Here is a 26,235-nt window from a genome sequence, read left to right on the forward strand (position 1 = left end):
TATGCACGCGCATAAAGTCATTTGGCAGGAAGGCATGCTGTTGCGGCCGCAGCACTTGCAGCACAACGACCGCCATTACCAGCAACAGCTCAACCAGACGCGTTTGCTGGGTCCTGACGCCTGGGGCTTCCTCACGCTGGAACTCGATGTGCAGTACCTCAACCTGGGCAAACTGGTGGTCACTCAAGCCAGCGGTGTGTTGCCGGACGGTAGCCTGTTCGACCACGGCACCGCGATGGAGCCTCTGGTATTACAGGTACCCGCCAACCCAGGGGAACAGGCTGTTTACCTGGCGCTGCTGCTGGCAACCGGCAACCAGATTGAAGCCCGCCAACCGGAGCAGGGCGATGTCCTGGCGCGCTACCTCGCTTGTGAGGTGGAGGTAGGTGATTCGAACGCCGGTGCCGACGCTCGCTGTCGGATTCACTGCGCGCGACCTGATTTGCGTCTCCTGCTGGGTGAGCAGCACAGGGAGCAGGGCTTCGTCAGACTCAAGGTCGCCCAGGTGCTGGAGTCTACCGATGCGGGGGGCGTGCGCCTGGATGCGGAGTTCGTCCCGACGTTCATTTTTATGCAGGATCGCGGGTATGTATCGTCTTGTCTCAAGGAGGTGATCGGCCTGCTGGCGTCGCGGGGGGATGCCATCGCGGCGCGGATCCGGGGCGAGAGCAGCGCCGCCGGCACGCAGGTGGGCGATTTCCTCATGCTGCAAGTGATCAATCGTACCGAGTTGGAGCTGCGCCACTGCTTGAGCCAGGCCCAGGTTCGCCCTGAAGCGGTGTTCCGCGCACTGGTGGCGCTGCTCGGTGAGTTGTCGACGTTCGCCAGCGATAGCAGGCGCCCGGCGCTGGATGTGCATTACCGGCACGCTGACCAGGGGGCAAGTTTCCGGGGGCTGATGGAGGCTGTGCGTACGGTGCTGTCGGTCGTGCTGGAACAGCACTCCATCGAGTTGCCATTGCAACAACGTCAGTACGGCGTATTGGTTTGCCCGGTCAGCGACCTGAAATTGCTGGGTACGGCGACGTTCATCCTGGCGGCTACGGCGCAATGTGATTCGGAGACATTGCGCCAACGCCTGCCAGCGCATTTGAAAGTCGGCGCGGTTGAGCGCATACGCGAATTGGTCAATCTGCACCTGGCGGGTATCAAGGTCAAACCACTGCCCGTGGCGCCGCGCCAGATCCCGTTCCACGCCGCCAAGACCTATTTCATGCTGGACATGAATGCCCGCGATATCGCGCAGCTGGAGCAGTCGGGTGGCTTCGCGTTCCATGTCGGGGGCGAGTTCGCCGGGCTTGAGCTGACCTTCTGGGCCATCAGGAATTGAATGCTATGGACAGTGAATACTCGCAGGACGAAAAAACCGTCCTGCTCGATCGCGACGGCCACGGGCCCGCGCAAGGGCCGCTCACGGAGTTCCCGGCGCCGCCGCGCTATGAACAATTGCAGGACCGGATGATCTACGCGAGCCAAGCACTGGGTGCGCACAGCTTCACCACAGCGCTCAATCCCCTCGTGGTCGCCGCCTGGGAGCTATTGTCGCAAGTGGTCCAGCTCAAGGGCTGCTCCGGTCGGGAAAACCTCATCACGATCAACGACCGATTGTCATCCGCGGTGACTCAATTCGAAACCCGTGCCTTGCAGGGGGGCGTTGAAAACACCCAAGTCATGTCTGCGCGCTACGTGTTGTGCAGCGTGATCGACGAAGCAGTCGTCACCACGTCGTGGGGCGCTCGAAGTGACTGGTCGAAGGTGAGCCTGTTGAGTCGCTTTCATCACGAGACGTTTGGCGGCGAGAAAGTATTCCAGTTGCTGGAACGCCTGGCGCGCGACCCGGTAAAACACTTGGCGATGCTGGAGCTGGTGTACCTGTGCCTGTCCCTGGGGTTCGAAGGTAAATACCGGGTGATGGAGCGGGGGGTAGTGCAACTCGAAGCCGTTCGCGATGGCCTGTATCGACAGATCAGGCAGGTGCGAGGCAATCCACCGTCGGCGTCGGTGTTGCCGGAAGGGCAGGGGCGCACGCGACGCAGGCACGTACGCGTCATTCCGGTTGGCGGGTGTGTGGCCTTCACGCTGTGCGGTTTGCTCGCGATGTACACGGGATTCGCCTGGGTGTTGGAGCGAGAAAGGGCAAGTGCGCTGCAAAGCCTTCAATTGTCGGCGTCGGATCTTACCCGCACGCCCTAGTAAACGCAGGGAGCAACGAATGAACGCATTCTTCAAGGGCGTGGGCGCCGTGCTGGCCAAGGTTTGGGTGTGGAGCCTGATGCTGGTGCTTTGCTGCGCTGCATTTGTGTGGTACGCCGGACCGCTGTTGGCCGTGGACGACCACCGGTTCTGGCAAAGCGCCACTGCCCGCCTGTTGACCCTCAGCGTATTGTTTCTACTGTGGGGATTGGCGATGGTCCTGGCTGGCGGGCGCCGTGCTGCAGGACTCGAAAGGCCGGCTCCGCCAACCGCTCATCCGCCATTGAGAGCGGTGGAGGACGAGCAGAAGCACGTCCGTGGACGTTTCAAGGAAGCCCTTCATCGGTTGAAAACGTCTGCGCGCTATGGCGAGCGCAACGCACGTTGGCGCCATGATTTGCCCTGGTACCTGGTGATCGGTGAGCCGCGCAGTGGCCAGACCCAACTGTTGGCGGCAGCGGGTTTGCAGTCACCGTTCGATCAGGTTGACACGCGACCGACGGGCGGCAGCGGGCAGTGTGACTGGTACTTCGCCGATGAAGGGGTGCTTATCGACACGCCAGGGCGCTATCTGATTCAACCAGACCGTTCGGTGGATGCCGCCGGCTGGACCACGCTGTTGGCCAGCCTGAGGTGGCGGCATCGAGTGCGCCCGCTCAACGGCGTGGTGGTGACGCTGTCGGTAGACAGGCTCCTGAGCGGTAATGAGCATGACCTGGAGCAACTGGCGCGCCATGTCCATTCGCGCGTGCAGGAAATTCAGCAGGTGCTGCAGGTGGACGTACCCCTCTATCTGGTGGTGACCCAGGCCGATCGACTGGCGGGGTTCATCGAGTACTTCGACTCATCGTCAGGGGACGATGTCGGAGCGGTGCTGGGCCAACCTCTGGAGGCTGACAAGGCGGGCAATGACATCACCCAGGTTCGCCGAGCGTTCGAGCAATTACTGCAACGTTTGCACGGCGAACTGATTGAGCGATTGCATCAGGAGCGCGATGTCGAGCGCCGCGGGCGAATGCTTGATTTTCCCCAGCAGACCGCGCAAATAGGCGAGCGTTTGTGCCTGTTTATCGAGTGGGCGTTTTGCGCCCATCGCTACCAGCGCATCAGCGGCTTGCGCGGGTTCTACCTGACCTGTGCCAGCGACAGCCGCAGCCATTTCGTGCAGGGCCTGTTCAGTCGGGTGATCTTTGCCGGAGCGGACCTGGCCGCCTTGCAGACCCGGGAGCGCCAGCGCATCTGGCGGCGCAATGGGTTGCTGGGGATGGCGGCTGCGCTGGTCCTGGCGGGTGCCGGGGGGCTGTGGATGCACAGTTACGCGGCCAACCAACAACGTTTGGCTCATATCGCTGCACTTAGCGCCCCCGTCGTGCAGGGTAGCGATGAAACCTTGACACTCCTGGCGCTGCTGGACGCTCGCTGGGCGGCGACCCAGGTGTTTCCCACACCAGGCGACACTCCGCTGATCGAGCGAGCCGGCCTGTATCAGGGCGAGGTCAGCCGACCGTGGGTGGCGCGCGCCTATGAGCAGGCGTTGCAGCAGCGACTGCTGGGCCGCACCGTTGCCCTGCTCGAAGAGCAGGTACGCGCCAGCCTCGGCGATCGCGAGCGCCTGCTCGACAACTTGCGTGCGTACCTGATGCTCAATCTGCGCGAACGCCGGGATACCGCGTGGTTGGCGCAGCATATGGCCAGCCATTGGTCGCTGCGGTTTCCCGGTGATATGCCGGTACAGAAGCGCCTGAATGAACATTGGGCGCGACTGCTTGAGCAGCCATTTTCCGCCCGCCTCAACGACGAGTTGGTGGCTCAGGCGCGGGCCGCGCTGCGGGGCGAGTCATTGGCCGACGTGGTGTACCGGGTGCTGCGCGAACAATCGCGCGACCTGGAGCCGTTGCGTCTGGCCGAGGGCAAGGTCTTTGCCGCCATCGATCCACCGGTTCCTGGCTTCTACACCAAAAGGTATGTGCAGTACTTCGAAGCGCAAGGCCCCAGGCTGGTAAACGCCATCGCCCAGGATAACTGGGTACTGGGCGAAGGCACTGACTTGAGCAACCAGGATCTGCAGCGCTTGATGATCGAACTGCAACAGCGCTACTTCAGTGAGTATGCCCAGGCCTGGAGCGACGCCCTCGGTCGCGTCAGGCTGCTGCACACCGACGGCCTGCGCGAGGATGCCGAACGGCTCGCGGGGCTGACGTCGGCCCAATCGCCAGTCCTTCTGCTATTGCAGCAGCTTCGTGAAAATACCCGTTTACTGCCGGGCCTGGAGCTGCCAGCAACGATGGCCCAGCCGTCAGGCGCGTTGGGCGTGATCGCCAAGGCTGCGGTGGCGCAGGGGCAGGCTGCCTTGGGCGACTCGGCACGCCGGGCTTTGCAGCGGCGTTTTGAACCCTTGCATCAGTTGCTGGATGAGCAGCAGAACCCCAGCGCGGAGCTGGCCCAGGGGTTGCGCCTGCTCGACCAATTGCACCTGCAATTAGCGACGCTGAGCCGTGAGGGTTCGCCGGAGCAGGCGGCCTTTTTGCGGGCAAAGCGGCGGATGGACGGCCAGCAGGACGTGCTGGGCGACCTGCGTGCAGCGTCCAGCCGTTTGCCGCTTCCGCTTGCCGGTTGGTTTGAAGGGATTGGCGATCAGACGTGGCGCCATTTATTGGACCAGGCCTATGCCCATGTCAATCAGCGCTACCAGAGCGAGGTGCAGGGGCTTTACGCCAGGGCGATTCGCCAACGGTACCCGTTCAATGCCCACGCGACGAGTGATGTGGCCCTTGACGATTTTCGTGAGTTCTTTAAACCCCAAGGCGTGTGGGCGCGTTTTTACGAGGGGTACCTGCGCTCGTTTGTCACTGCGGATGGCACGCGCTACCGGTTGCGTGGGCTGGACGGACAGGGTTTGCCGATCTCGCGTTCGCTGCTGGATCAACTGACGAAAGCCCAGGTTATCCGACGCAGCTTTTTCACCGAAGATCAGGGAGAGTTGGCGGTGGGCTTTACCTTGGCGCCCTACAGCCTGGATCAGTCGGTCAACCGAGCGATCCTGCGATTGGGTGAAAAGCAGTTGGAATACCGGCACGGCCCGATCATACCCATGACGTTCCGGTGGCCCATCGAAGCAGATAACGGACGCGCCAGCCTCGTACTGGAGAGGGGGGGCGAATTGCGCCCCCTGGGTATCGAGAAGAGCGCCGGCGCCTGGTCGTTGTTCCGGTTTTTCGACTTGCTGCAACGCGAGCCTGCGAGTGACCGCAACGCGCAGATCGTCAAGGCTGACCTGGCCGGATTGCGTGCCAACTACCTGCTGACCAGCCAACGGACACCCAGCCCATTTGAGATGGACACGTGGCGCACCTTCCGTCTGCCGGAGCAACTGTGAACCCGATGCGGCCCACATGGCGCAGCGCCGGGCGTACACAGCGCGGGCAGTCACGGCCGCGCAATGAGGATGCCCTGCTCGATTGTGCGCAAGGAGGCTGTTGGGCGGTGGCGGACGGCATGGGCGGGCACCGGCACGGCGATCTCGCGAGCGAATGGGTGATCAGCAGCCTGGCTTCGTTGTCGGCGCAGGGCAGCCTTGACCAGCGGGTCGATGCGGTTCGACAACGGCTGCAAGGTGTCAACCGGCGGCTGGCGGATGCGCGGCGCACCGGCAGTGCGACGATGGGGAGTACGGTGGTCACACTGTTGCTGGATAACGGGCGTGCGGCCTGTGTGTGGGCGGGGGACAGCCGCTGTTATTTGTGGCGTGAACAACGCCTGTACCAGCTGTCGAAAGATCATTCGCTGTTGCAGCGCCTCATGGACGAGGGGCAGTTGAGTGCGACGCAAGCTCGGGCCCACCCTGATGCCAGAGCCTTGACCCGGGCCATTGGCGCGCACGCGTCATTGCGGCTTGAGGTGCTGGAGCTCAGGACCCGCCCTGGCGATGTGTTTTTATTGTGCAGTGATGGTCTCTACCAGGCCCTCAGCCATGTCCAGCTGGGCCTGGCGTTGAGTGCAGGCGGGCCGCAGCAGGTCGTGGAAAGATTGTTCGCCAGCGCGTTGCGCGCCCCGGCACGCGATGATTTGACCGCCGTCGTGGTGCACTCATGAGTGCGGCATCAACTCCCCCGGTTTTGCTCGTTGGCCGCTACCACCTTGAGCAGGTCGTGGGCCGGGGCGGGATGGGCGTGGTGTACCGTGCGCGCGATCTGTTACATGAGCAATTTGGCGAGCCTTGTTCCGCTGTGGCGCTCAAGCTGCTGGACGAGTCTTTATCTGCATGCCCGGACGCCCATGTATTGCTGTTCAGCGAGTTTGCCCTGGCGCGCCGCCTGCGACATGAGCGCGTGGTGAGGGTGTATTCGTTTGAGGTGGATACATCCAGCCAGATCGCCTTTTTTACCATGGAGCTGCTGCATGGCCTGACGCTGGACCGACTGCTTGTGGAATGCCCTGATGGATTGCCGTGGGCAGAGCTGCAACCGATTGCCCTGCAACTGCTGGACGCGTTGGTTTATGCCCATCAACACAACGTGCTGCATGGCGATATCAAACCGGCCAATGTCATGGTGGGCGAAGCGGGCGTGCGTTTATTCGATTTCGGCCTTGGGCAGTCATTTGCGCAGACCCCGGCGGACTTGGCGGCGGTGAATCGCAGCCGGTTGAATGCCTGGACCCGGGCCTATGCGGCGCCTGAATTACTGGCGGGTGGCGCGTTGACGCCCGCTGCGGACCTCTATGGCGTGGCGTGCGTCCTGTATGAGCTGGCCCAGGGCAAGCGCCTCGGGGAACGTCAACCGGGCGCCGGGCTGCCTCGGCCCAGGCAGTTGCCCCGACGTTGCTGGCCGGCACTGCACACCGCCTTGGCGCAAGACCCGCAACGCCGGGCCCTAACGGTCGCCGAGTTGCGGCAGGTCATGGGGTGCAGGCGGCTTCGCTGGTTCGGCTAGCCAGAACGTCAGCCAGCCAGGTCATGCAGTTGGCAGTAGTCGGCCCAACTCATGCCGGCCATCTGTGCGACTTCCTTGTGCACCTCGAGGCGCTGAGTTTCGAAGGCTTCGCTGGACTCGGCAGTCAGCTTGAGGGTCAGCTCCCAGGCGAACAGGCCCTGGCGCTCGGCCTGCGCCTCGAACGCTTCATACAGACGCTCGGTACGATACTGCGCCACGGTTTCTCCCCTGGCCTGGGCAGCCAGTGGGTTGAGGTTGTTCAATTCAGCGGCCACATCCGGGTGTTCGTGCAGGAACCGGTCCAGTGCGCGTTGATAGTTATCGCCAGGTGCTGACAACGCCAAGCCCCTCAGCGAGAGAGAGGGGAGTCGACGTCGGGCGCGTGCCCGTCGACGTGACGCCGAGCGCGCTTGCGCGACCTGCGCTGGAGCCAGCGTTGCAACGGTGCCAGTAAAAAGAACATCAGGTAGGCGACAAGCACCAACGTCAAATCTATCCAGGTCTCCGCGACGGGCCCGGTATACAGTTCGATGACGTTCTTGATGATAAATAACAGCGCCACGCTGCACAGCCACAACAGGATGGTGACAAATAGGGGGCGCATGGTGCTGGACCGCTTATGGTGCATGGTAAGGCTCTCTCTCCTTTGTGCCTGCTTCTGGCCAGGCAATATTCCCTGAGTGGGCACCCGGTGTTAACCAGGTTGTAACATCCTTTAACAAACGGAAACGCGGCGGATAATACCGACTCAGACAGGTTTAGGGGATGACTCAGGTCAGAAAGTTCGATTTTTTATCTAGGAATTTTCACAGCCCCCAGGTTTTTTTTGCTGAAAAGCCCGGTGAGATGGCAAAAAGCTTTCGCGCCGAGCATCAGGGCGTGTAGCGTTGACGGGTATTCCGGCGCTGATCTCCAGACCCCGCGAATACGGGCAGAGGGCGGCTCATGGCGCAAACGCTGTTCAAACTTTTCCTTACCCAGCGCCTGGCGGCCCTGGCCAGTATCGAGTCGTTGCGTGCGATTCGGGAGGGATTGTTGTGGATCCTGCCGTGCCTGTTGGTGTCTGCCATTTTCCTGATCCTGTCCGAATGCGCCAAGGTGCTGGGCTTCAGCCCACCAACAGTGAGCTTTCTTTCGGGCCTGCATGACCGGATCAGCTCGGTGATTCCACTGCTGGTCGCCGCTTCCATTGGCTATATGCTGGCCATTCAGCACCGCTTGCCACAACTGCCAATAGCCTTTTTGTGCCTTGCCAACGTAGTGGTGGCCACGTTTCTTTTGCGCGAATACCCTCGGGCTTCGGCCACCTTCCTGCTGTTCATTGCCATCGCGTCGCCGCTGATCAATGTGCCGTCCATCGCCTGGTTGCACCGTTTGCGTTGGACTCGCCTGGTGAATGAAGACCTGATCGGACACAACCTCAAGGGCACGATCAACATGGTGCTGCCCGGTGCGATCACTGCGCTGGCATTGGTGGTGGTGTTGTCGTTGCTGCTGCAGATCCCCTATGTGGCGCAACTGCAGGGACCGCAGGTGCTCAATGCGTTACAGGCGCCTTACGGCAGCGGTTTGTTTGTGACCTTGATGAACTCGCTGTTGTGGTTTTTCGGGATTCATGGCGTGTACGCCATGCAGCCGCTGTTCGACGTGCTGGATCAAGCTGTGGTGCTCAACGGCGCAGCGCTGGCGGCGGGTGAGCCGGTCCAATACCTGCTTAACAGCGGCCTGTTGGGCAGCTTCGCATTTATCGGTGGGTCGGGCGGCGCGTTGTGCCTGCTCCTGGCAATCCTGCTGTTTTCCAGGAGCCAGTCCATGCGGTTACTGGCGATGGCCAGCTTGCCGCTGTCGTTATTCAATGTCAGCGAAGTGCTGTTGTTCGGTTTGCCGATCATCCTCAACCCGCGGTTGTTCATACCCTTTCTGCTGGTGCCGGCGGTCAATGCGACGGTGGCGCTGGCGGTGGTGCAACTGGGTTGGGTAGCACCGGCCGTGGCCAGCGTGCCGTTTACCGCACCGGTGTTGCTCAATGCTTACCTCAGTACCCATGGCGACGTCGCGGCCGTGGTATTGCAGGTTGTACTGATGGGCCTGGGGACGCTTGTGTATGCGCCGTATGTACGGGCGATCCATCGCCAGGCAAGTGACGGCGGCACGGTATACCTCAAATCCCTGGACATGACATTTCGCGGCCTGGAGGAGAAGGGGCGGTTGCTGGAGTTCGACCCGGTACTCGCGTCGCACCGCGCCCTGGCCCGGCAGGCCATTGAGTTGAACCGGATCCAGCAGATCAGCGACTACGAGTTCTATCTTGAGTTTCAGCCCCAAGTCTCCACCCGTACCGGCCTGTGTACCGGCTGCGAAGCCTTGATGCGCGCCCGGGACGGCGAGGGCACGGTGCATTCACCCTGGGAGTTCCTGCAATGGTTGGCACAGGCCCGGTTGATGCCGGATGTGGACGTGTGGGTGGCGTCCCAGGCCGTACGCCAGTATCAACAGTGGAAGAAGGCCGGTTTTGAATTGCCCATGACCATCAATGTCTCCAGCGTCACCCTCAAGGACGCGGCTTATGGTAATCGCCTGGTGGAAATTCTCGCCCAGGCCCAGGGCTGGGTGTCGGTGGAAATCACCGAAGATGCGCTGGTCAGCGATATCCAGGCGACCCGTCAGACCATCCAGAAACTGCAGGCATTGGGGGCAAAGGTATATATCGATGACTTTGGCACCGGGTTTTCGGCGTTGAGTTACCTGCATCAGTTTCCGGTGGACTTCATCAAGATTGATCGCAGCTTCGTGGTTGCCCAGCACGATCCCAAGGGCGCTCAGGTGCTGACCGGCATGCTGCGTTTCTGTGAGGCGCTCAACCTGGGCGTGGTGGTGGAAGGGGTCGAGACCGCCGAGCAATTGGCGTTTCTGAATACGGGGGCTGAGTTGTTCATTCAGGGCTGGTATTTCAGCAGGGCGTTGCCGGGGCATGAAGTGCCGCAGTTTGTGCGCGAGCGGGCGGGATTGGGGTGATCTGGCAGTCATGGGCTTAGGTATCTACACAACTTTGTAGCAGCCTACGGTAACCACGATGCGAAGCGAGTCGCTCTTGATCTTGCTTTTGATCTAGGCGCCCCGTTAAACCACGCTGTCGGATTACGGGCACACCGAGCCTAAGCGAGGTGCCGAGTGGTGGGGCAAGAGCGTTTTGCTTACTTTTGCGCTTTTCAAAAGTGAGACGCCGTAAGGGCGGAACCCATAGCAGCCGTTACCGCAGCAACGGATATGTACTCGCTCGGATCCAACATCCTGGTCGGCTGTCAGGCCGCCATCGGGGGCAAGCCCCCTCCCACATTTAGGTCGCGGGGTATCAGTTAGAGAGTCTTCGGCTCCTGAGCCGTCACAGGTTCAGGGCCGTGCCAAAGTTGTGTAGATACCTATGGCCATCGGGAGCAAGCCCCCTCCCACATTTGGAACGCGGGGCATCAGTTAGAGAGGCTTCGGCTCCTGGGCCATCACAAGTTCAAAGCCGTGCCAAAGTTGTGTAGATACCCATGCAGTCATGGGGCCGACCGCTTTGGCGGCCGGCCCCGTTCAAATGCAAGCCGGCTTGCTAGACCGCCTCGTAGCCCCGATTGGTCCGCTCGATCTCCTCGACCAGTGCGTCTATCCCCTCCAACCGTGCCCGATTGTCATGGTCCCAAGGATGAAAGCCCGGTTTGAAATAGTGCAGCCACGGCCGCAGCATGCGCGCAAAGATGCCCTTGGGGGCATACAGAAACTTGAGCATGCGCCAGAACCCCTGCAGATGCCCACCCGACTTGCGGTCGGCAATCAACAGGCGCACGTGGAAATCGAACACCACCAGCCAGAACAGCAGCGTGGTAAACAGCATGGTGCCGGTGCGCAGCAAGTAGCGCTTGGGCCCAGGCGTGATCACCCGGTTCCACACATCGAAGGCCACCGCTTTATGTTCGGTTTCCTCAAGGGCGTGCCAGTACCACATCTGTTGGTAGCCCTTGAGTGAGTCGCCGAAACGCGACGGGTCGCTCAGCAGGATTTCCGCGAGCATCGCGGTGTAGTGCTCAAGGGCGATGGTCACCGCGAGGTTAAAGGACGGCGGCAGGTGTTTCTTTTGCAGGTCGAGGAAGAATTTCAAGCGGCGATCGAGGCTGTGCGCCGGCAGGCCTGCCGCTTGCAGCAGGTCGTTGTAGGCCACGTGTTCCCGGCTGTGCATGGCCTCCTGGCCGATGAAGCCCTGGATTTCTTTCTTGAGGTCCGGATCGTCGATGCGGGAACGGTAGTGGCGCACGCTGTCCATGAAAAACAGCTCGCCCTGGGGAAACAGCAGCGACAGGGCATTGAAAAAGTGCGTGATGAACGGGCCTTGTTCATGCCAGTTGGTGATGCGCCCGGCGGGCAGGGCGAAGCGGATATCACGGCGAATCGGCAACATGGGGTGTGCTCCTGTTCAGAGACGGGGCTCGTCGTTGGTTTCAAACACGGGCGTGCGTGGTTTGGGCGCCATGCGCCTGCTGGCAAACACCACCAGCGCTTGATAGGCCGCCGGCAGGCAACGGGCGAGCAGGTCGAGCAAATACGCGTCGCGGCCGATCAGCACGCGGCGTTTGTTTTTGCGCACGCCTTGCAGGATCACCTTGGCGGCCTGGTCGGCGTCGGTGATAAACAGCTTTTCGAAATCGGCGCGTGCCTGTTGTTCGCTATGGATAAGGAAACCGGTCATGTTCGCGTCAATCCGGCTGCTGCGGCAGATGTCGGTGCGAATTCCGCCAGGATGCACGCAGGTGGCGGAGACGCCGCAGCGTTGCAGGTCCAGTTCCTGGCGTAGCGCTTCGGTAAAGCCGCGCACCGCGAACTTGCTGGCGTTGTAGCCACTCATGCCGGGCTGGGCGAACAGGCCGAACACGCTGGAGGTGTTGACGATATGCCCGTCGCCGCTGGCCTTCAGGTAAGGCAGGAACGCCTTGGTGCCATGCACCACGCCCCAGAAATTGATGCCGACGATCCACTCCAGGTCGGCATAGTCCACGCCTTCCACGGTGCTCGACAGCGCCACTCCGGCATTATTGAAGACCAGGTTGACCTGGCCATGCTCGGCCGCACAACGCGCCGCCCACTCCAGCATGGCTTGACGGTCCGAGACATCCAGTACCTGAGTGGTGACGGTCACCGGCGACAGGGTCGAGGTCCTGACCAGGTCCCGTGTGCGCTCCAGCCCCTGGCTGTTCTTGTCGGCCAAGGCCAGGTGGCAACCCTCCCGTGCCAGGGCCAGTGCCAGTGCGCGACCCATGCCGGAGGCCGCTCCCGTGATTGCCGCCACGCGGCCGGTGAATGACTTCATGACAGACTGCCTTCTGTGGCGCAATGAGGGGTGGGTGCGGGGCGCGGCACAGGCACAACGGGCGCCCGGCTGACCACATAGTCCTTGAGCGCAAAATGCCGGGTGACTTGCTTGAACCGCCACGTCGAGCCGGGCCACAGCGTGGTGTTCTTGCCGGTACGCGGGTCGAGGTACCAGCTTTGGCAACCGCCGGTATTCCAGATGGTGCGCTTGAGCTTGCCTTGCAATTGCGCGTTGTAGGCCTGCTCCACGGCGGGTTTGACCTCCACCATGGCGATGCGTTGGCGCTGCATCTGTTGCAACGCATCAAGGATGTAAGCGACCTGGGCTTCGATCATCAGAATCATCGAGTTGTGCCCCAAGCCGGTGTTGGGCCCGACGATCAGGAACAGGTTTGGATAGCCCGGCACCGTGGTGCCTTTATAGGCATGGGCGCCGTCGTGCCAGGTGTCCATCAGGTCGACGCCGTTGCGCCCGATGATGCAGCCACGGGGCAGCGGATCGGCAGCCTGGAACCCGGTGCCGAAGATCAGGCAATCGGCGGGGTGCTTGATGCCGTCAGCCGTGATCACGCCATCGGCTTCGACCCGCAGCACCTGGTCGGTCACCACCTCGACATTACTGCGTGACAACGCCGGGTAGTAGTCGTTGGAGATCAGCACACGCTTGCAGCCGATGGTGTAGTCCGGCGTCAGAATCTTGCGCAGGGAAGGGCGGGCCACTTGTTTGCGCAAATGACGCAGGGCGATTTTCTGCACCATCTTCATCAAGCGCGGGTGCAGGGCAAAGCCCACCACACGGCCTTCCAATGCCCAATAAAAGGCGCTACGCACCAGCCTTTGGGTCACTGGCAGATGCTTGAACAGCCAGCGTTCGACATGTGAGATCGGCCGGTCGGGTTTGGGCATGATCCAGGGCGGCGTGCGCTGGAACAGGTCCAGATGCGCCACTTGCGGCGCAATCTGCGGCACGAACTGAATAGCACTGGCGCCGGTGCCGATCACTGCCACGCGCTTGCCCTTCAAACTGTAGTCATGGTCCCACTGCTGCGAGTGGAAACGCTTGCCTTTGAAACTGTCGAGCCCAGGAATATCCGGCAATGCAGGACGCGACAGGCCACCCATGCCCGACACCAGCACTCGCGCACTGACTTGGCGGCCATCGCTGAACGTCAGTTGCCAGCGTTGCTGCTGATCATCGAACACCGCCCGTTGAAGGCCCATGCCGAAACGCAGGTACGGCGCCAGCCCGAACCGCCGCGCGCATTGCTCCAGGTAAGCGCGAATCTCCGCTTGCGGGGCAAATTGGCGCGTCCAGTCGGGGTTGGGCGCAAAGGAGAAGGAGTAGACATGGGACTGCACGTCACAGGCACAGCCAGGGTAGTGGTTGTCACGCCACGTACCGCCGAGTGTGTCGGCCTGCTCAGCGACGAAGAAATCGCTGAGCCCGGCTTGCTTGAGTTTGATCGCCATGCATAGGCCGGCGAAGCCCGAGCCGATGATGGCGATGTCGATTGCGTCGCTGTGGGCATTCATAAGCGGTCCTTGGTGGGCATCGGATGTGCTCCTGTTTTTCTTTTGTGTTTTAGATAGAACACCATTGCAAAGGAAAATTGAATTAATTATTTTAAAAAAGATTTTAAATAATCTACCTGAAAATTTCGCCTACGCTAGGACCTTGTTCGATCTATGCGACTTGTCCGACAGACGCGCATGGAGGCTGGGTCCAAGGTGTGGACGAAGGTTGAGGCCTTGATCAATCCCGATCAGGTCGCCAGCAGCAGGGAAGCAGAGGACCGAGCTATGGCTGTCGAGTGGGTTGTCGCTGCAGGTGTAGTGATAGGCGCGAGCGCTGTGTCGTGGGCTTTCAGCGCCTGGATGACACGGCGTATTGAAACCGCCGTTCCGATCAACGGGCGCGTCGTCGAGGTGGATGGCGAGCGCTTTCATTATGTAGACGAAGGCCAAGGCCAGGCGCTGGTGATGATCCACGGGCTGATGGGCAGCAGTCGCAACCTGACTTATGCGTTGTCCGGTCAGTTACGTGGGCAGTTCCGCGTCATCAGCGTCGATCGCCCAGGGTCCGGCTACTCCAGTCGGCACCACCACACGGCGGCAGACCTGCCGGCCCAGGCGCGCCAAATGGCCGCTTTTATCAAAACCCTCGAGCTGGATCAGCCGCTGGTGCTTGGGCATTCCCTGGGCGGTGCGGTTGCCCTGGCATTGGCCCTTGACCATCCGCATGCGGTATCTGGCTTGATCCTGGTGGCGCCCTTGACCCATCCCCAGCGCATGCTGCCGTTGGTGTTCCTGCCCCTGGCCGTGCGCCCTGCCTGGCTGCGACGCTGGGTGTCGCGCACCTTGACCCTGCCCATTGGCCTGTTGACCAAGGGCGCGGTGGTCAAGGGCGTATTCGCCCCCGATGCCGCCCCGCCAGACTTCGCCACGCGCGGCGGCGGTTTGCTGGGGATGCGTCCCGAGAACTTCTACGCGGCGTCCACTGAGATCAACCGAGTCAACGATCACTTGCCGGACATGGTCAAACGCTACCCGCAATTGACGTTGCCAATCGGCCTCATCTACGGCGCCCGGGACAACGTGCTCGACTTCCAGAAACACGGTCAGGGCCTGGCCAGCAAGGTGCCCGGGCTGAAACTGCAGGTGGTGGAAGACCGAGGGCACATGTTGCCGATTACCGCCACAGAGCGAGTGGTGGCGTTGGTCGAGCAGACCGCCAAACGGGCTGGGCTTGCACGAAGCGCCGCCGTATTGCAGCCCTCGTTTGCCTTGGCGGGCAAATAACCATGTCATGCGATCTGCGGTTCCAGCGCGTCGACGCCCGCCCTAGACACCTGGCCGGCGCTCTGAAAAAGAGACTGCCCGGTCACACAAAAAGGCCCGGATAAACTGGTTGACGACCTAACGATTCCGCGCTATTTATTTAAAAAATTATTTCAATTTCTAATTTGAAACATTTTTTGAAATGCCTAAGAGCGAATAAAATAATGAAAAAAACGCCTTTTATCGCATGGTTGATGTCTTGGAGCGGCCAGCGCTCCGCCCTCCTGTTTGCTGCCTCCGCCTGCGCTCGGAGGTGGGCATGAACCCGTCCCTGGCGATGCCAGGCGTCTGGGCCGACGGCAAGCGTTACCTGTGGTGGCTCGGCATCATGCCCCTGGCGACTCCACTGCTCTCGGGGGCCCTGGCTATCGGCACCGGTATTCAGCAACTGTGGTGGATCGGTGTGCTGGTCATCTTCGGCTTGATCCCATTGATCGACGGCCTGTTGGGTGAAGACCTCAGCAACCCGCCGGAATCTGCCGTCAGCCATCTCGAATCCCAGCGCTACTACCGTTGGATCGTCTATACCGGCGTGCTGTTTGTGATCGCCTCGGTCGTGATCACCGGTTGGCTCGCCGCCGGCGGCATTGACTGGATTATCGGCGGCGGGCTGCTGCGGGCCACCGCGACGCTCGATCCGTCGAGCGGGCTGGCACATGCCGCAGCGTTCATTAGCGCCCGCACCGAGTTGCACGGCCCCGTCAGTGGCTTCACTTATCTGGGCATGGCGATGTCCACCGGGGCCGCTACCGGTATCGCGATCAACACCGCCCATGAGCTGGGGCATAAACCCAAGCCATTGGAAGTGTTCCTGGCCAAGGTCACGCTGGCGCCGACGTTCTACGGGCACTTCTACACCGAACACAATCGTGGCCACCACGTACGCGTCGCCACACCGGAAGATCCGGCCAGTTCGCGCCTGGGTGAAAGCTTCTGGGCCTTCCTGCCGCGCTCGGTATGGTTCAGCGCTCGCTCGGCCTGGAACCTGGAGCGCGAACGCCTGCGCAAACTTGGCCTGCCGGCCTGGCACTGGAAGAACGCGGTGCTCAGCGCCTGGATGTACAGCGTGCTGCTCTGGGGCGCGATGATTGCCTGGCTGGGCGCGGCAGTGATCCCGTTCCTGATCATTCAGGGCGTCTACGGTTTCTCGTTGCTGGAAGTGGTGAATTACGTCGAGCATTACGGCCTCAAGCGCCAGAAATTGCCCAATGGTCGTTATGAGCGCTGTTCGCCGCGGCACTCCTGGAACAGTAATCGAATAGTCACCAATATCTTCCTGTTTCAATTGCAACGGCATTCCGATCATCATGCCAACCCCACGCGGAGTTATCAGTCGTTGCGCCACTTTGATGAGTCGCCGCAACTTCCCTATGGTTACGCGAGTATGATTGTCTGGGCCTATGTGCCGTATTTGTGGCGGCGCCGGATGGATCATCGTGTATTGAATAATTATGCCGGTGATATCACCTTGGCTAATCTCCAGCCTTCACAGCGCTTGAAGTATCTGGAGAAGTACAGCGGCGAAGCCAAGCCGTTTTAATTTGAAATAAAAACGCGTTTTTCGAGTGTATTTCGATAAGGATTTCTACGTCGATTGTTTGTTAGCTTAGTTACAAGATGGTTGTTTACCCGAACGAAAATAATTTCAAGAGAAGGGCGTAAACATGCAAGTAACTCAGGTCACTATAAAGTTCACCGTTAAAGTCGTACTGGCCGCGCTGGGCCTGATCGCGTGGCATCACGCACAGGCCGCCCGTATCGAACCTGCCGGTAGCGCGTTTACAGCCCAGGGCCCAATCAGCTTCTCCAAAGGCGCGTTGATCAGTGCCGACTGCACCATCAAGGTGGCCGGCAAAGTGACGGCCGATGGGACATCCGTCAATATCGACAAAGTGGCGTTCGATGGCGGGCTCAAGTGCAGCCGGGTCGAAGCTATTAATTTGCCATGGGTCTTGATTGCAAAGGATATAAAAAGCGGCTCGATGTCGAAGATCAGCGTCGACGTGCATGCATTCGGTCTGGGCGGCAAGTGCGGTCCTTCTACCGCAGTCGGTACGTGGGATAACGCCACCGGCAAGTTGGAGGCTGTCAATGTACCTATTGGTGATGATTGCACCATTAAAGCGGTGTCAATCAAGATGCCGCCTGATTTCAAAGTAGTTGAATAAGGTTGTCGGACTTAACTGAATTTGGCTGGAATATGAAGCTCTGCAGTTTTACAGGTGGCTTCGTGTTCATGGTCATTACCCCAGGCGAATAACTCGCCATTACATGTGAGGCAAAATAATGAAAAGCTTGAAAACCCTCGTTTGTGCAACTTCGTTTGCAATGTGCTTTGGCGCCGCGTCGATGGCCAGTGCGGCTTCCGTCTCTCCGGACGGTCCGTTCTCGACTAACGCAGGCACCATCGTGGTGAAGTCGCCTTCGTCTTTTGGCGCGGCAGTGACATGCGGTATCACTTTTACCGGCAACGTTAGCGGTGGCGTGGCCTCGATCAACGGCGCAACGCTGACCGGCGGCGGTCTGTGCGCTTTGCCAACGCTGACTAACCTGCCTTGGGTATTGACTGCCTCGACGGGCACCACCGGTACCGTGACCAATGTCGGCTACAAGATCAGCTCGATCCCAGCCACCAACTGCGGACCAACCCCTATCGCAGTCAACTGGGCTGCAGGGACCAAAACCCTTTCGGCCGCCAATCAGTCGCTGAGCGGAAACTGCACTGTGGTTTCGCTGAACGTTGTCGCCCCGACGCTCACGGTAAACCCGTAAGCGCGTGACTCCGTAAAGGGCTGATCACCCGTTGAAATGCCGGCGCCCCCCGCGAGGCGCCGGTCAACGGTAAATCGCCTTCACTTATCACCCATCCCTGATTGTCATACACCGTTCCAGTACAGGCGCTTTTGAACAACGCTCCATGGCTACACGACCCACCGGCAGGGGCCGGGCGCACATAATAATAGGGAGTACCGCATGAATAATAAGAAACAACACGCTTACACGTTACTGGGACTGGCCCTGCTGGGAGGCCTGATCACTACGGGGCATGTGCAGGCGGGCGGGTTTTCCACGCCCACTTATGGCGCCCCCGGTTGGGGCCGCGCATTTGGTGGCGGTTCTCTGTTCAAGAATGACCCGAGTGCGGCGTACAACAACCCAGCGGCCATGGCGTTCATCGATTCAACCATCGTGCAGCAGACCGTCGATTACGCCCGGATCAAGATCAAATATTCCGGCCAGGCGTATGACCATAACGGCAACCCGGTGACCAACACGCCAGTGCTGGATGACCAAGGCAACCTGGGCGATCCGACCCTCAATACCAATAATGGCGGCCAGGGCGGTTTCACCGCATGGCTGCCCACCGGTTTTATGGTCATGCCCATCGGCGACCGCTTCGCTTTTGGCCTGAGCCAGGTCGTACCGCAAGGTATGAAAAGTACGTGGAACGAAAACTCAAAGCTGCGGGATTTCGCGGTCGACACCAAAATCGAGACCATCGGCCTGACAGGCTCCCTGTCGTTCAAGGTCAATGATGAATTTTCGGTCGGTGGTGGTGCCATCGTTCAGCGCAGCCAGGGCAACGTCAGCCAGAACGTTGATCTGTTGGCTGCCGCAGATGTCTCTCCCGGGCTTGGTGGCACCGGTTTTCCGAGCGGTGTCGGGCATTCCTTGATGCGCGTGAAAGTCGACAATATCTCGGTGGGCTGGTTTGGTGGCGTGGTTTGGAAACCAACGCAGCAAGACACGCTGGGCTTGAATTATCACGCCAAGATCAAAAACAAGATGACCGGCAAGTACGACGTTTATACGGACGCCATTGGCCGTAACGCGATGACCAACCCTATTGGTCCGAACGGAGAGACGCTGGTTGAAATAGCCTATCCCGGCCTCAGCCTGTTCCCGGATGGTGCGCATGCCAGTGCTCAATTGGATATTCCGGCGACTGCTGCGATTGACTGGGTCCATCAGTTCAATGACCGCTGGACGCTCGGTGTGAGTGCGCAGTGGACTGAGTGGTCCTCGTTCCAGGACCTCACACTCAAGTCTCAGGGCTCGACCATTGTTGCCATTCCCTACAACTACAAAAACGCGTGGATGACCTCAATCGGCGGCGACTACAAAGCCACCGACGAGCTCACCCTGCGTGCAGGTGTGGCGTATGACCAGACGCCTACCCGTAACTCCACCCGCGATCCGCGGATCCCTGATGGCGATCGTTATTTCCTGGCGTTTGGTGCCGGGTACGACATCAAGGCAGTGCCAGGCCTGTCAGTGGATGCCGCGTACTCGCACCAGTTCGTCGAAAAGGTCAACCTGAAAACCAAGAACGTCGATCGCCTCGGCGCTGCTCAACTGGACGGGAAGGCTGAGTCGTCAGGTGACGTCGTGAGCTTGTCGGCGACCTATAAGTTCTAGTCACGTACCTGACCGTGTTGAAGCCGGGTATTCAGCGCATCTTGAGACCCGGCGCACACTGACACGCTTACAGAACAATCCGCAGAACCTAATCGGAGCCACATGACTGATGCAATTAGGCTGCCTCGTTCAGCCCTGAATATTTTCGCCTGACCATTAAATAAAAATTTCAAAACAAAATTTGAATTTATTTTCCCGAGTTTGTAGTGTGGCTCTACGCCCCGCTCAATCCGAGCGGTCCGCACGGGTGCCACGCCCTGAATCAAGTAGAGGTATCCCATGGTTATCTGGTTATTGGTGGGTTTCGTTACGGCGATTGCCCTGGCGTATCGACAAGCCGCTGCCACCCTGTGGCTGGGCGCCGGCCTGGTATGGCTGGCGGCTGGCTATCTGTTCAACGCAGTGGCCGCATTCGGCGCTACCGTCGCAGCGGTGCTGGTGGTGTTGCCGGCCTTGTTGCTGGCGATCAAACCCCTGCGCCGCGTGCTGTTGACCCGCAAGGCCCTGGGGCTGTTTCGTACGATCATGCCGGCGATGTCCGACACCGAACGTGCGGCCATCGAATCGGGAACCGTGTGGTGGGACGCCGAGCTGTTCAGCGGCAAGCCCAACTGGCAGCGCCTGCTGCAAGCCGCGCCGGCCAGCCTGAGTGCCGAGGAGCAGGCGTTCCTCGACAACGAAGTCGAAACCCTGTGCGACATCGCCAACGATTGGGAAACCACTCAGGTGTGGCAAGACATGTCCCCCGAGGGCTGGCAGTACACCAAGGATGCCGGCTTTCTCGGCATGATCATTCCCAAGCAGTACGGCGGCAAAGGCTTCTCCCACTACGCGCACTCACAAGTGGTGATGAAGCTGTCGACCCGCTGTTCGGCCGCGGCCATTTCGGTGATGGTGCCCAACTCCCTGGGGCCCGCCGAACTGCTGCTGCATTACGGCACCGAGGCCCAGCGCAACTATTACCTGCCGCGTCTGGCGCGGGGTGAGGATATTCCGTGCTTTGCGCTGACCAGCCCATATGCCGGCTCCGATGCCGGGGCCATTCCCGACGTGGGGATTGTGTGCAAGGGCATGCACGAAGGCGAGGAGGTGCTGGGGTTCAGCGTGACCTGGGACAAGCGTTACATCACCCTCGGCCCGATTGCCACGGTGCTGGGCCTGGCGTTCCGTGCCGAGGACCCGGACGGTTTGCTCGGTGCCGCAGGTGCCTTGGGCATCACCTGCGCGCTGATTCCCACCTCCCATCCAGGCGTGAACAGCGGCCGTCGCCACTGGCCGCTGAATGCGGTATTCCAGAACGGTCCGACCACCGGCAAGGATGTGTTCATTCCGCTGGAATGGGTGATCGGCGGTCGCGAACAAGTTGGCAACGGCTGGCGCATGCTGATGGAATGCCTGGCGGCGGGCAGGGCGATTTCACTGCCGTCGGCCAACGTCGGTCTGGGCAAAGTGGCAGTCCGTGGCACCACCGCCTACGCTGCGATGCGTAAGCAGTTCGGCCTGCCCATCGGCAAGTTCGAAGGGGTGCAGGCACCGTTGGCCCGCATGGCCGGGCACTTGTATGCCTGTGATGCGGTGCGCAAGGTGTCGGTGGCGTCCCTGGATGCCGGCGAGAAACCTTCGGTCATCTCGGCCATCGCCAAATACCACGTCACCGAGCGCGCGCGAATGATCGTCAACGATGGCATGGACATCGTCGCCGGCAAGGGCATCTGCATGGGGCCCAATAATTTCCTGGCGCGCGCCTATCAGCAAAGCCCCATCGCCATCACCGTGGAAGGCGCGAACATCATGACCCGCTGCCTGATCATCTACGGCCAGGGCCTGATCCGCTGCCATCCCTATGTGCTGCGCGAAATGGAAGCGGCGCGCAACCCGGACCAGCGCAAGGCCCTGCAGGCGTTCGACAGCGCGATGTTCGGCCATGTGAGTTTTGTACTGGCCAACACCGTGCGTGCCACGGTACATGCGCTGACCGCTGGCCGGCTGCTTTCTGCGCCGGCCAAGACTGACCCGGCGCTGGCTTCCTACTACCGCCAGGCCAATCGTCTGTCGGTGGTGCTGGCATTGGTCTCGGATGTTTCCATGGGGGTGCTGGGGGGCGCCCTCAAGCGCAAGGAAAGTATCACCGGGCGCCTGGGCGATATGCTGTCGCAGTTGTACATCCTGTCTTGCGTGCTCAAGCGCTTTGAGGACGACGGCCGGCCCCAGGCCGACTTGCCGCTGGTGCATTGGGCGGCCCAGGACGCATTGCTGCGCGCCCATGAAGCGCTGGCCGAAGTGCTCGACAATTACCCGTCCAAAGCCGCTGCGGCGGTGCTGCGGGCCTTGAGTTTCCCGTTTGGCATTCCTTTGCGCAAACCGTCGGATCGCCTGTTGGCCCAAGTCGCCGAGGTCGTACAGACCCCCGGCGAAACCCGCGACCGTTTGCTCGCCAACTCCTACATTCCGCGCCCGGAAATCGACAAGCTGGCCTATGGCGAATTGGGGTTCCGCCTGTTGCCCCAGGTGGAGCTGATCGAGGCACGGCTCAAGCCCGTCATCAAGCAGGGCGTGCTCGCGCCGATGCCGATTTCGTCTGCGGCCTTTACCGGCTGGCGCGTCAAGGCACGGGCGTTGGATCTGATCAGCGACGACGAAGACGCTTTGCTCGCACGCTATGTGGAATACGCCGACCACGGCATCCAGGTCGACGATTTCCCGCAGGACTTCGGTTTGCTCGAGGCCCTGCAGCAGCGCAAGCAGGCGTTGGAGCCCGCCGCCAAACGTCGCGCCAGCCAAAGCGAGAACGCTTCGGTCAATTAATCCAAACGCGGTCCCAATGTGGGAGGGGGCTTGCTCCCGATAGCGGTGGCTCAGATGCAGATTCACTGACTGACACTCAGCTATCGGGGGCAAGCCCCCTCCCACATTTGATCGGATTTACAAAGCAGGATTTGTGTTATGAGTGACCGCTACCTTTCTTTCGTCAATTCCCCCTGGGGGCGCCGCCTGGCCCAGGCCGTTGGCTTGCCGCAACCCTTGCCCCTGCAACGCCATCGCAGCGGCCAGCACGGGTTGACCAACCCGGTCATCGTCGCCGGGGCAGGGCGCCTGACCGAGCACGTACATCGCCTCTTCAGCAACACCGACACCGTCGCCGCCACCGCGGCGACCGTCAAGGCGCCGTCGACGGTGAAGGTGCAGGGCGCGGTGTTCGATGCCACGCACGTGGCCGACCTGCAGCACCTGGATGAGCTCTATACATTCTTTCACGCCAACGCCAGACGCCTGAGCCAACACGCGCGCGTGGTGGTACTCGGCACCGCACCGGAACATTGCCAGGACTTGCCCCAGGCCGTCGCCCAGCGCGCGCTCGAGGGGCTGGTGCGCTCGCTGGGCAAGGAGCTGCGCCGGGCGATCACCGTGCAATTGATCTACGTGGCGCCGGGCGCCGAAGACGCGTTGGACAGCAGCCTGCGTTTTTTCCTGTCGCGCCGTTCGGCTTATGTGTCGGGGCAAGTGATACGCCTCCAGAAGCCGGTGGACAGTCACATCACCCTTCACTGGGACAAACCGTTCGCCGGCCGTCGCGCCTTGGTGACCGGTGCCTCCCGCGGCATCGGCCTGGCCATCGCCCAGGTGTTGGCGCGCGACGGTGCCCATGTGGTGTGCGTCGACGTGCCTCAGGCCCAGTCGGCGCTGCAGCAGGCCGCCGACAGTGTGGACGGTTCGGCATTGCCCCTGGACATCACCGCGCCGGATGCCGCCGCGTTATTGCAGGCGCATGTCAGCCAGTATGGCGCCTTCGATGTGGTGGTCCACAATGCCGGAATCACCCGCGACAAGACCATCGCCAAGATGACCGAAACCGCCTGGCGCAGTGTGCTGGCGGTCAACCTCGAGGCGCCGTTGCAGCTCAGCCAGGCGCTGCTGGACAACCACGGCCTGAACCCCGGTGGGCGGATTGTGTGCGTCTCGTCGATTTCCGGTATCGCCGGCAACCTCGGGCAGAGCAACTACGCCACGTCCAAGGCCGGGGTGATCGGCCTGGTGCAGGGGCTGGCCCCGCGTGCGGCGGCACAGCAGGTGACGGTGAATGCGGTGGCGCCAGGGTTTATCGAGACGCAGATGACCGCGAAAGTCCCGCTGTTGATCCGCGAGGCTGGGCGGCGTATGAATTCCTTGCTTCAAGGCGGCCAACCGGTCGATGTGGCCGAGACCATCGCCTGGCTGGCGCATCCGGCGTCCGGTGGGGTCAACGGCCAGGTGGTGCGGGTGTGCGGCCAAAGCCTGCTGGGAGCCTGAACCATGGACTATGTGACCCAGATCATCGACCCGCCACCCTCGCGCATCCAACTGGTGCTCGACGCTGTGCGTGGCTTGCGCAAGCCCGAGCCTGGGTCCGCGCCGCCATTGCCCAAGGAGCGTCTGGTACGCCCGGCGGTGGAACTGTCGAGCGCCGCCATCGCGGCGTATGCGCGTGCCTGTGGCTTTCGTCGCGAGCAAGGCGTGCCGCTGTCCTATCCCCACGTGCTGGCGTTCCCTTTGCACTTGATGCTGCTGACCCGACCCGGCTTCCCGTACCCGGCCAGCGGCATGGTGCATTTGGCCAATCGTATTCGCCAGCACCAACGTTTGCATGAAGGCCAGGCGCTGCGCCTGGAAGTGTTTTGCGAACGCTGGGTTGCCCATCCAAAGGGGCAGGCGTTGAGCATCGCGACCCGTGCCTACGGCGCGGGCGCCCTGGTATGGGAAAGCGACAGCCTGTACCTGCGCCGGAATGTGAAAAATCCCGTCGGGGAGCGGTGGGTGGACGCACTGCCGTTACAGGACGAGGGCTTGCTACGCACCCAGCGCTGGGTATTGCCCGCCGATCTGGGGCGCCAATTTGCCAAGGTCTCGGGGGACTTCAACCCGATCCATACCTCGGTGATGGGCGCGAAACTTTTCGGCTTTCGCCGCGCCATCGCCCACGGCATGTGGACCCTGGGCCGTGCGCTGGCGGCACAGCAGCCACCGGGTGGCCTGGACCACGCCGAGGCCCACTGCGATTTCAAGTTGCCGATCTTCCTGCCCGGCCAGGTCGCCCTGTGGGGCCGCCCCGTGACCGGCCCGCTTCGGGAATTCGAAGTGCGCAATGTGGCCGGCGACAAACCGCATATGCGCGGGTTGTTGCTGTGGGATCAAACGCCTGGAATGAGAGCCTTACATGAGTGACTACAGCTTCAATCCGCCACCGACCCGACGCGTGGCGATCATCGGCGGTAACCGCCTGCCGTTTGCCCGTTCCAATACCGTGTATGCCCATGACAGTAACCAGGACTTGCTGGTGGCCGCCTTGCAAGGCCTGGTGGATCGCTACAACCTGCACGGTCAGCGCCTGGGCGAATTCGTCGCCGGTGCGGTGATCAAGCATTCGCGCGATTTCAACCTGGCGCGCGAGTCACTGCTGTCGACCACGCTGTGCGCGCAGACTCCGGCCTACGATGTGCAGCAGGCCTGCGGCACGGGCCTGGAAGCCGCGTTGCTGGTGGCCAATAAAATCGCGCTTGGCCAGATCGAAGTGGGTATCGCGGGAGGCGCGGACACCACCTCCGACGCGCCCATTGGCATCAACGAATCCCTGCGCCACACCTTGCTTGCGGCCAATCGGGCCAAGGGCATGGGCGACAAACTGAAGGCCTTGTTGAAGGTGCGCCCCTCGATGCTGTTCAAGCCGCTGCTGCCGCGCAATGGCGAGCCGCGCACCGGCTTGTCGATGGGCGAGCACTGCGAAGAAATGGCCAGGCGCTGGCAGATCAAGCGCCTGGCCCAGGATGAGTTGACCCTCGCCAGTCACCAACGCCTCGACGCGGCCTATAAGCGCGGTTTCTTCGACGATCTGATCAGCCCCATCGGGGCCTCGCACGAGACAACAACCTGCGCGCCGACATCAGCGTGGAAAAACTCGCCAGCCTGGCGCCGGCCTTCGACCGCCAGGACGGCACGCTCACCGCCGGCAACTCAACGCCCCTGACCGACGGCGCTTCGGTGGTGTTGCTGGCCAGCGAAGCGTGGGCCGCTGCCAATGGCTGGCCGGTGCTGGCCTACCTGCGCACCGGCGAAACGGCGGCGGTGAATTTCGTCGACGGCACCGAAGGCCTGTTGATGGCCCCGGCCTACGCCGTACCGCGCATGCTCAAGCGCGAAGGCCTGGGCTTTGCCGATTTTGATTTCTTCGAAATCCACGAAGCATTCGCCGCCCAGGTGCTGTGCACGCTCAAGGCCTGGGAAGACCCCGACTACTGCCGCGAGCGGCTGGGCCTGGACGCACCGCTGGGCGCCATCGACCGCGCAAAAATGAATGTCAACGGCGGTTCGCTGGGCTGCGGCCATCCGTTTGCCGCCACCGGTGGCCGGCAACTGGCGGCGTTGGCCAAGGCCATCCATGAGCGCGGCGGCGGTCGCGGCTTGATCTCGATCTGTGCGGCAGGCGGGCTGGGTATTGCCGCCATCGTCGAAAAGTAGCCCTATCCACAACAACAAT

The 26,235-nt window shown here is 61.4% G+C and carries 19 protein-coding genes and 1 pseudogene; 15 read left to right on the forward strand and 5 right to left on the reverse strand.

What is annotated here, in order from left to right; translation table 11 throughout:
- Position 1: 1 nt before the first annotated feature.
- Genes tssK through C4J91_RS12685 form a run of 5 tightly spaced genes read left to right on the forward strand, consistent with a single transcriptional unit; the run spans position 2 to position 7,124 of the window.
- On the forward strand, positions 2 to 1,330 hold the full coding sequence (gene tssK / locus C4J91_RS12665; RefSeq protein ID WP_124362639.1) for a type VI secretion system baseplate subunit TssK: 1,329 nt from the start codon (positions 2 to 4) through the stop codon (positions 1,328 to 1,330).
- 5 nt (positions 1,331 to 1,335) lie between these two features.
- Positions 1,336 to 2,193, forward strand: a complete 858-nt coding sequence (icmH, locus tag C4J91_RS12670) for a type IVB secretion system protein IcmH/DotU (protein WP_124362640.1) — start codon at positions 1,336 to 1,338, stop codon at positions 2,191 to 2,193.
- 19 nt (positions 2,194 to 2,212) lie between these two features.
- Positions 2,213 to 5,569 carry a type VI secretion system membrane subunit TssM gene (tssM, locus tag C4J91_RS12675; RefSeq protein WP_124362641.1) on the forward strand — a complete coding sequence of 1,119 codons (3,357 nt, stop codon included), beginning with the start codon at positions 2,213 to 2,215 and terminating at the stop codon, positions 5,567 to 5,569.
- 5 nt (positions 5,570 to 5,574) lie between these two features.
- On the forward strand, positions 5,575 to 6,285 hold the full coding sequence (locus C4J91_RS12680; protein WP_124362642.1) for a PP2C family serine/threonine-protein phosphatase: 711 nt from the start codon (positions 5,575 to 5,577) through the stop codon (positions 6,283 to 6,285).
- Positions 6,282 to 7,124, forward strand: a complete 843-nt coding sequence (locus C4J91_RS12685; protein ID WP_124362643.1) for a serine/threonine-protein kinase — start codon at positions 6,282 to 6,284, stop codon at positions 7,122 to 7,124. The genes C4J91_RS12680 and C4J91_RS12685 overlap by 4 nt, the downstream gene beginning before the upstream one ends.
- Positions 7,125 to 7,132: 8 nt before the next feature.
- Here the strand turns inward: C4J91_RS12685 and C4J91_RS12690 are convergent, their stop codons facing one another.
- Positions 7,133 to 7,462: a DUF6388 family protein gene (locus C4J91_RS12690; protein WP_124362644.1), complete on the reverse strand. Its 330-nt coding sequence runs from the start codon at positions 7,460 to 7,462 to the stop codon at positions 7,133 to 7,135.
- Between the two features lie 11 nt (positions 7,463 to 7,473).
- Entirely contained in the window at positions 7,474 to 7,752 is a 279-nt protein-coding gene (locus C4J91_RS12695) for a hypothetical protein (RefSeq protein WP_124362645.1), read from the reverse strand.
- Positions 7,753 to 8,069: 317 nt separating this feature from the next.
- On the opposite strand from C4J91_RS12695, the gene C4J91_RS12700 reads away from it, so the two are divergent.
- On the forward strand, positions 8,070 to 10,139 hold the full coding sequence (locus C4J91_RS12700; protein WP_124362646.1) for an EAL domain-containing protein: 2,070 nt from the start codon (positions 8,070 to 8,072) through the stop codon (positions 10,137 to 10,139).
- Positions 10,140 to 10,719: 580 nt separating this feature from the next.
- Here the strand turns inward: C4J91_RS12700 and C4J91_RS12705 are convergent.
- From C4J91_RS12705 to C4J91_RS12715, 3 genes are read right to left on the reverse strand one after another with little or no spacing between them, the layout of a single operon-like run.
- Positions 10,720 to 11,562: a metal-dependent hydrolase gene (locus tag C4J91_RS12705; protein WP_124362647.1), complete on the reverse strand. Its 843-nt coding sequence runs from the start codon at positions 11,560 to 11,562 to the stop codon at positions 10,720 to 10,722.
- A gap of 15 nt (positions 11,563 to 11,577) precedes the next feature.
- Positions 11,578 to 12,468 carry an SDR family oxidoreductase gene (locus C4J91_RS12710; RefSeq protein ID WP_124362648.1) on the reverse strand — a complete coding sequence of 297 codons (891 nt, stop codon included), beginning with the start codon at positions 12,466 to 12,468 and terminating at the stop codon, positions 11,578 to 11,580.
- The gene (locus tag C4J91_RS12715; protein ID WP_124362649.1) at positions 12,465 to 14,003 is read right to left on the reverse strand and encodes an NAD(P)/FAD-dependent oxidoreductase; all 1,539 of its coding nucleotides are present in this window, start codon (positions 14,001 to 14,003) and stop codon (positions 12,465 to 12,467) included. The genes C4J91_RS12710 and C4J91_RS12715 overlap by 4 nt, the downstream gene beginning before the upstream one ends.
- A 267-nt stretch (positions 14,004 to 14,270) precedes the next feature.
- Between C4J91_RS12715 and C4J91_RS12720 the strand changes: the two genes are divergently transcribed.
- The 9 genes and pseudogenes from C4J91_RS12720 (at position 14,271) to C4J91_RS12760 (ending at position 26,216) form a co-directional block, all read left to right on the forward strand.
- The gene (locus C4J91_RS12720) at positions 14,271 to 15,269 is read left to right on the forward strand and encodes an alpha/beta fold hydrolase (protein ID WP_124362650.1); all 999 of its coding nucleotides are present in this window, start codon (positions 14,271 to 14,273) and stop codon (positions 15,267 to 15,269) included.
- A gap of 298 nt (positions 15,270 to 15,567) precedes the next feature.
- Positions 15,568 to 16,848 carry an alkane 1-monooxygenase gene (locus C4J91_RS12725; protein ID WP_124362651.1) on the forward strand — a complete coding sequence of 427 codons (1,281 nt, stop codon included), beginning with the start codon at positions 15,568 to 15,570 and terminating at the stop codon, positions 16,846 to 16,848.
- Positions 16,849 to 16,972: 124 nt separating this feature from the next.
- The gene (praA, locus tag C4J91_RS12730) at positions 16,973 to 17,476 is read left to right on the forward strand and encodes an alkane oxidation protein activator PraA (protein WP_124362652.1); all 504 of its coding nucleotides are present in this window, start codon (positions 16,973 to 16,975) and stop codon (positions 17,474 to 17,476) included.
- Positions 17,477 to 17,594: 118 nt separating this feature from the next.
- Positions 17,595 to 18,080, forward strand: coding sequence for an alkane oxidation protein activator PraB (gene praB / locus C4J91_RS12735; RefSeq protein ID WP_124362653.1), 486 nt, complete (start codon positions 17,595 to 17,597; stop codon positions 18,078 to 18,080).
- Positions 18,081 to 18,281: 201 nt separating this feature from the next.
- Positions 18,282 to 19,727, forward strand: a complete 1,446-nt coding sequence (locus C4J91_RS12740) for an outer membrane protein transport protein (RefSeq protein ID WP_124362654.1) — start codon at positions 18,282 to 18,284, stop codon at positions 19,725 to 19,727.
- Positions 19,728 to 20,006: 279 nt separating this feature from the next.
- Entirely contained in the window at positions 20,007 to 22,532 is a 2,526-nt protein-coding gene (locus C4J91_RS12745; RefSeq protein WP_124362655.1) for an acyl-CoA dehydrogenase, read from the forward strand.
- A gap of 138 nt (positions 22,533 to 22,670) precedes the next feature.
- Positions 22,671 to 24,014, forward strand: a complete 1,344-nt coding sequence (locus C4J91_RS12750) for a 3-oxoacyl-ACP reductase (protein WP_124362656.1) — start codon at positions 22,671 to 22,673, stop codon at positions 24,012 to 24,014.
- A gap of 3 nt (positions 24,015 to 24,017) precedes the next feature.
- Complete coding sequence (locus C4J91_RS12755) at positions 24,018 to 24,926, forward strand: MaoC/PaaZ C-terminal domain-containing protein (RefSeq protein ID WP_124362657.1); 909 nt, start codon at positions 24,018 to 24,020, stop codon at positions 24,924 to 24,926.
- Positions 24,919 to 26,216 (forward strand): annotated as a pseudogene (locus C4J91_RS12760) (acetyl-CoA C-acetyltransferase). Before C4J91_RS12755 ends, C4J91_RS12760 begins: the two are co-directional and overlap by 8 nt.
- Positions 26,217 to 26,235: the final 19 nt, after the last annotated feature.

It is taken from the genome of Pseudomonas sp. R3-52-08, assembly GCF_003851745.1.
Classification (GTDB): domain Bacteria; phylum Pseudomonadota; class Gammaproteobacteria; order Pseudomonadales; family Pseudomonadaceae; genus Aquipseudomonas.

Bases quoted from the DNA above. Each gene is read 5' to 3' on its own strand.
- praA (WP_124362652.1), top strand. From the start codon at position 16,973: ATGCAAGTAACTCAGGTCACTATAAAGTTCACCGTTAAAGTCGTACTG.
- C4J91_RS12705 (WP_124362647.1), bottom strand. From the start codon at position 11,562: ATGTTGCCGATTCGCCGTGATATCCGCTTCGCCCTGCCCGCCGGGCGC.
- C4J91_RS12680 (WP_124362642.1), top strand. From the start codon at position 5,575: ATGCGGCCCACATGGCGCAGCGCCGGGCGTACACAGCGCGGGCAGTCA.
- tssK (WP_124362639.1), top strand. From the start codon at position 2: ATGCACGCGCATAAAGTCATTTGGCAGGAAGGCATGCTGTTGCGGCCG.
- C4J91_RS12720 (WP_124362650.1), top strand. From the start codon at position 14,271: ATGGCTGTCGAGTGGGTTGTCGCTGCAGGTGTAGTGATAGGCGCGAGC.
- praB (WP_124362653.1), top strand. From the start codon at position 17,595: ATGAAAAGCTTGAAAACCCTCGTTTGTGCAACTTCGTTTGCAATGTGC.
- C4J91_RS12715 (WP_124362649.1), bottom strand. From the start codon at position 14,003: ATGAATGCCCACAGCGACGCAATCGACATCGCCATCATCGGCTCGGGC.
- icmH (WP_124362640.1), top strand. From the start codon at position 1,336: ATGGACAGTGAATACTCGCAGGACGAAAAAACCGTCCTGCTCGATCGC.
- C4J91_RS12755 (WP_124362657.1), top strand. From the start codon at position 24,018: ATGGACTATGTGACCCAGATCATCGACCCGCCACCCTCGCGCATCCAA.
- C4J91_RS12700 (WP_124362646.1), top strand. From the start codon at position 8,070: ATGGCGCAAACGCTGTTCAAACTTTTCCTTACCCAGCGCCTGGCGGCC.
- C4J91_RS12740 (WP_124362654.1), top strand. From the start codon at position 18,282: ATGAATAATAAGAAACAACACGCTTACACGTTACTGGGACTGGCCCTG.
- C4J91_RS12725 (WP_124362651.1), top strand. From the start codon at position 15,568: ATGAACCCGTCCCTGGCGATGCCAGGCGTCTGGGCCGACGGCAAGCGT.
- C4J91_RS12695 (WP_124362645.1), bottom strand. From the start codon at position 7,752: ATGCACCATAAGCGGTCCAGCACCATGCGCCCCCTATTTGTCACCATC.
- C4J91_RS12710 (WP_124362648.1), bottom strand. From the start codon at position 12,468: ATGAAGTCATTCACCGGCCGCGTGGCGGCAATCACGGGAGCGGCCTCC.
- C4J91_RS12745 (WP_124362655.1), top strand. From the start codon at position 20,007: ATGGTTATCTGGTTATTGGTGGGTTTCGTTACGGCGATTGCCCTGGCG.
- C4J91_RS12750 (WP_124362656.1), top strand. From the start codon at position 22,671: ATGAGTGACCGCTACCTTTCTTTCGTCAATTCCCCCTGGGGGCGCCGC.
- C4J91_RS12685 (WP_124362643.1), top strand. From the start codon at position 6,282: ATGAGTGCGGCATCAACTCCCCCGGTTTTGCTCGTTGGCCGCTACCAC.
- tssM (WP_124362641.1), top strand. From the start codon at position 2,213: ATGAACGCATTCTTCAAGGGCGTGGGCGCCGTGCTGGCCAAGGTTTGG.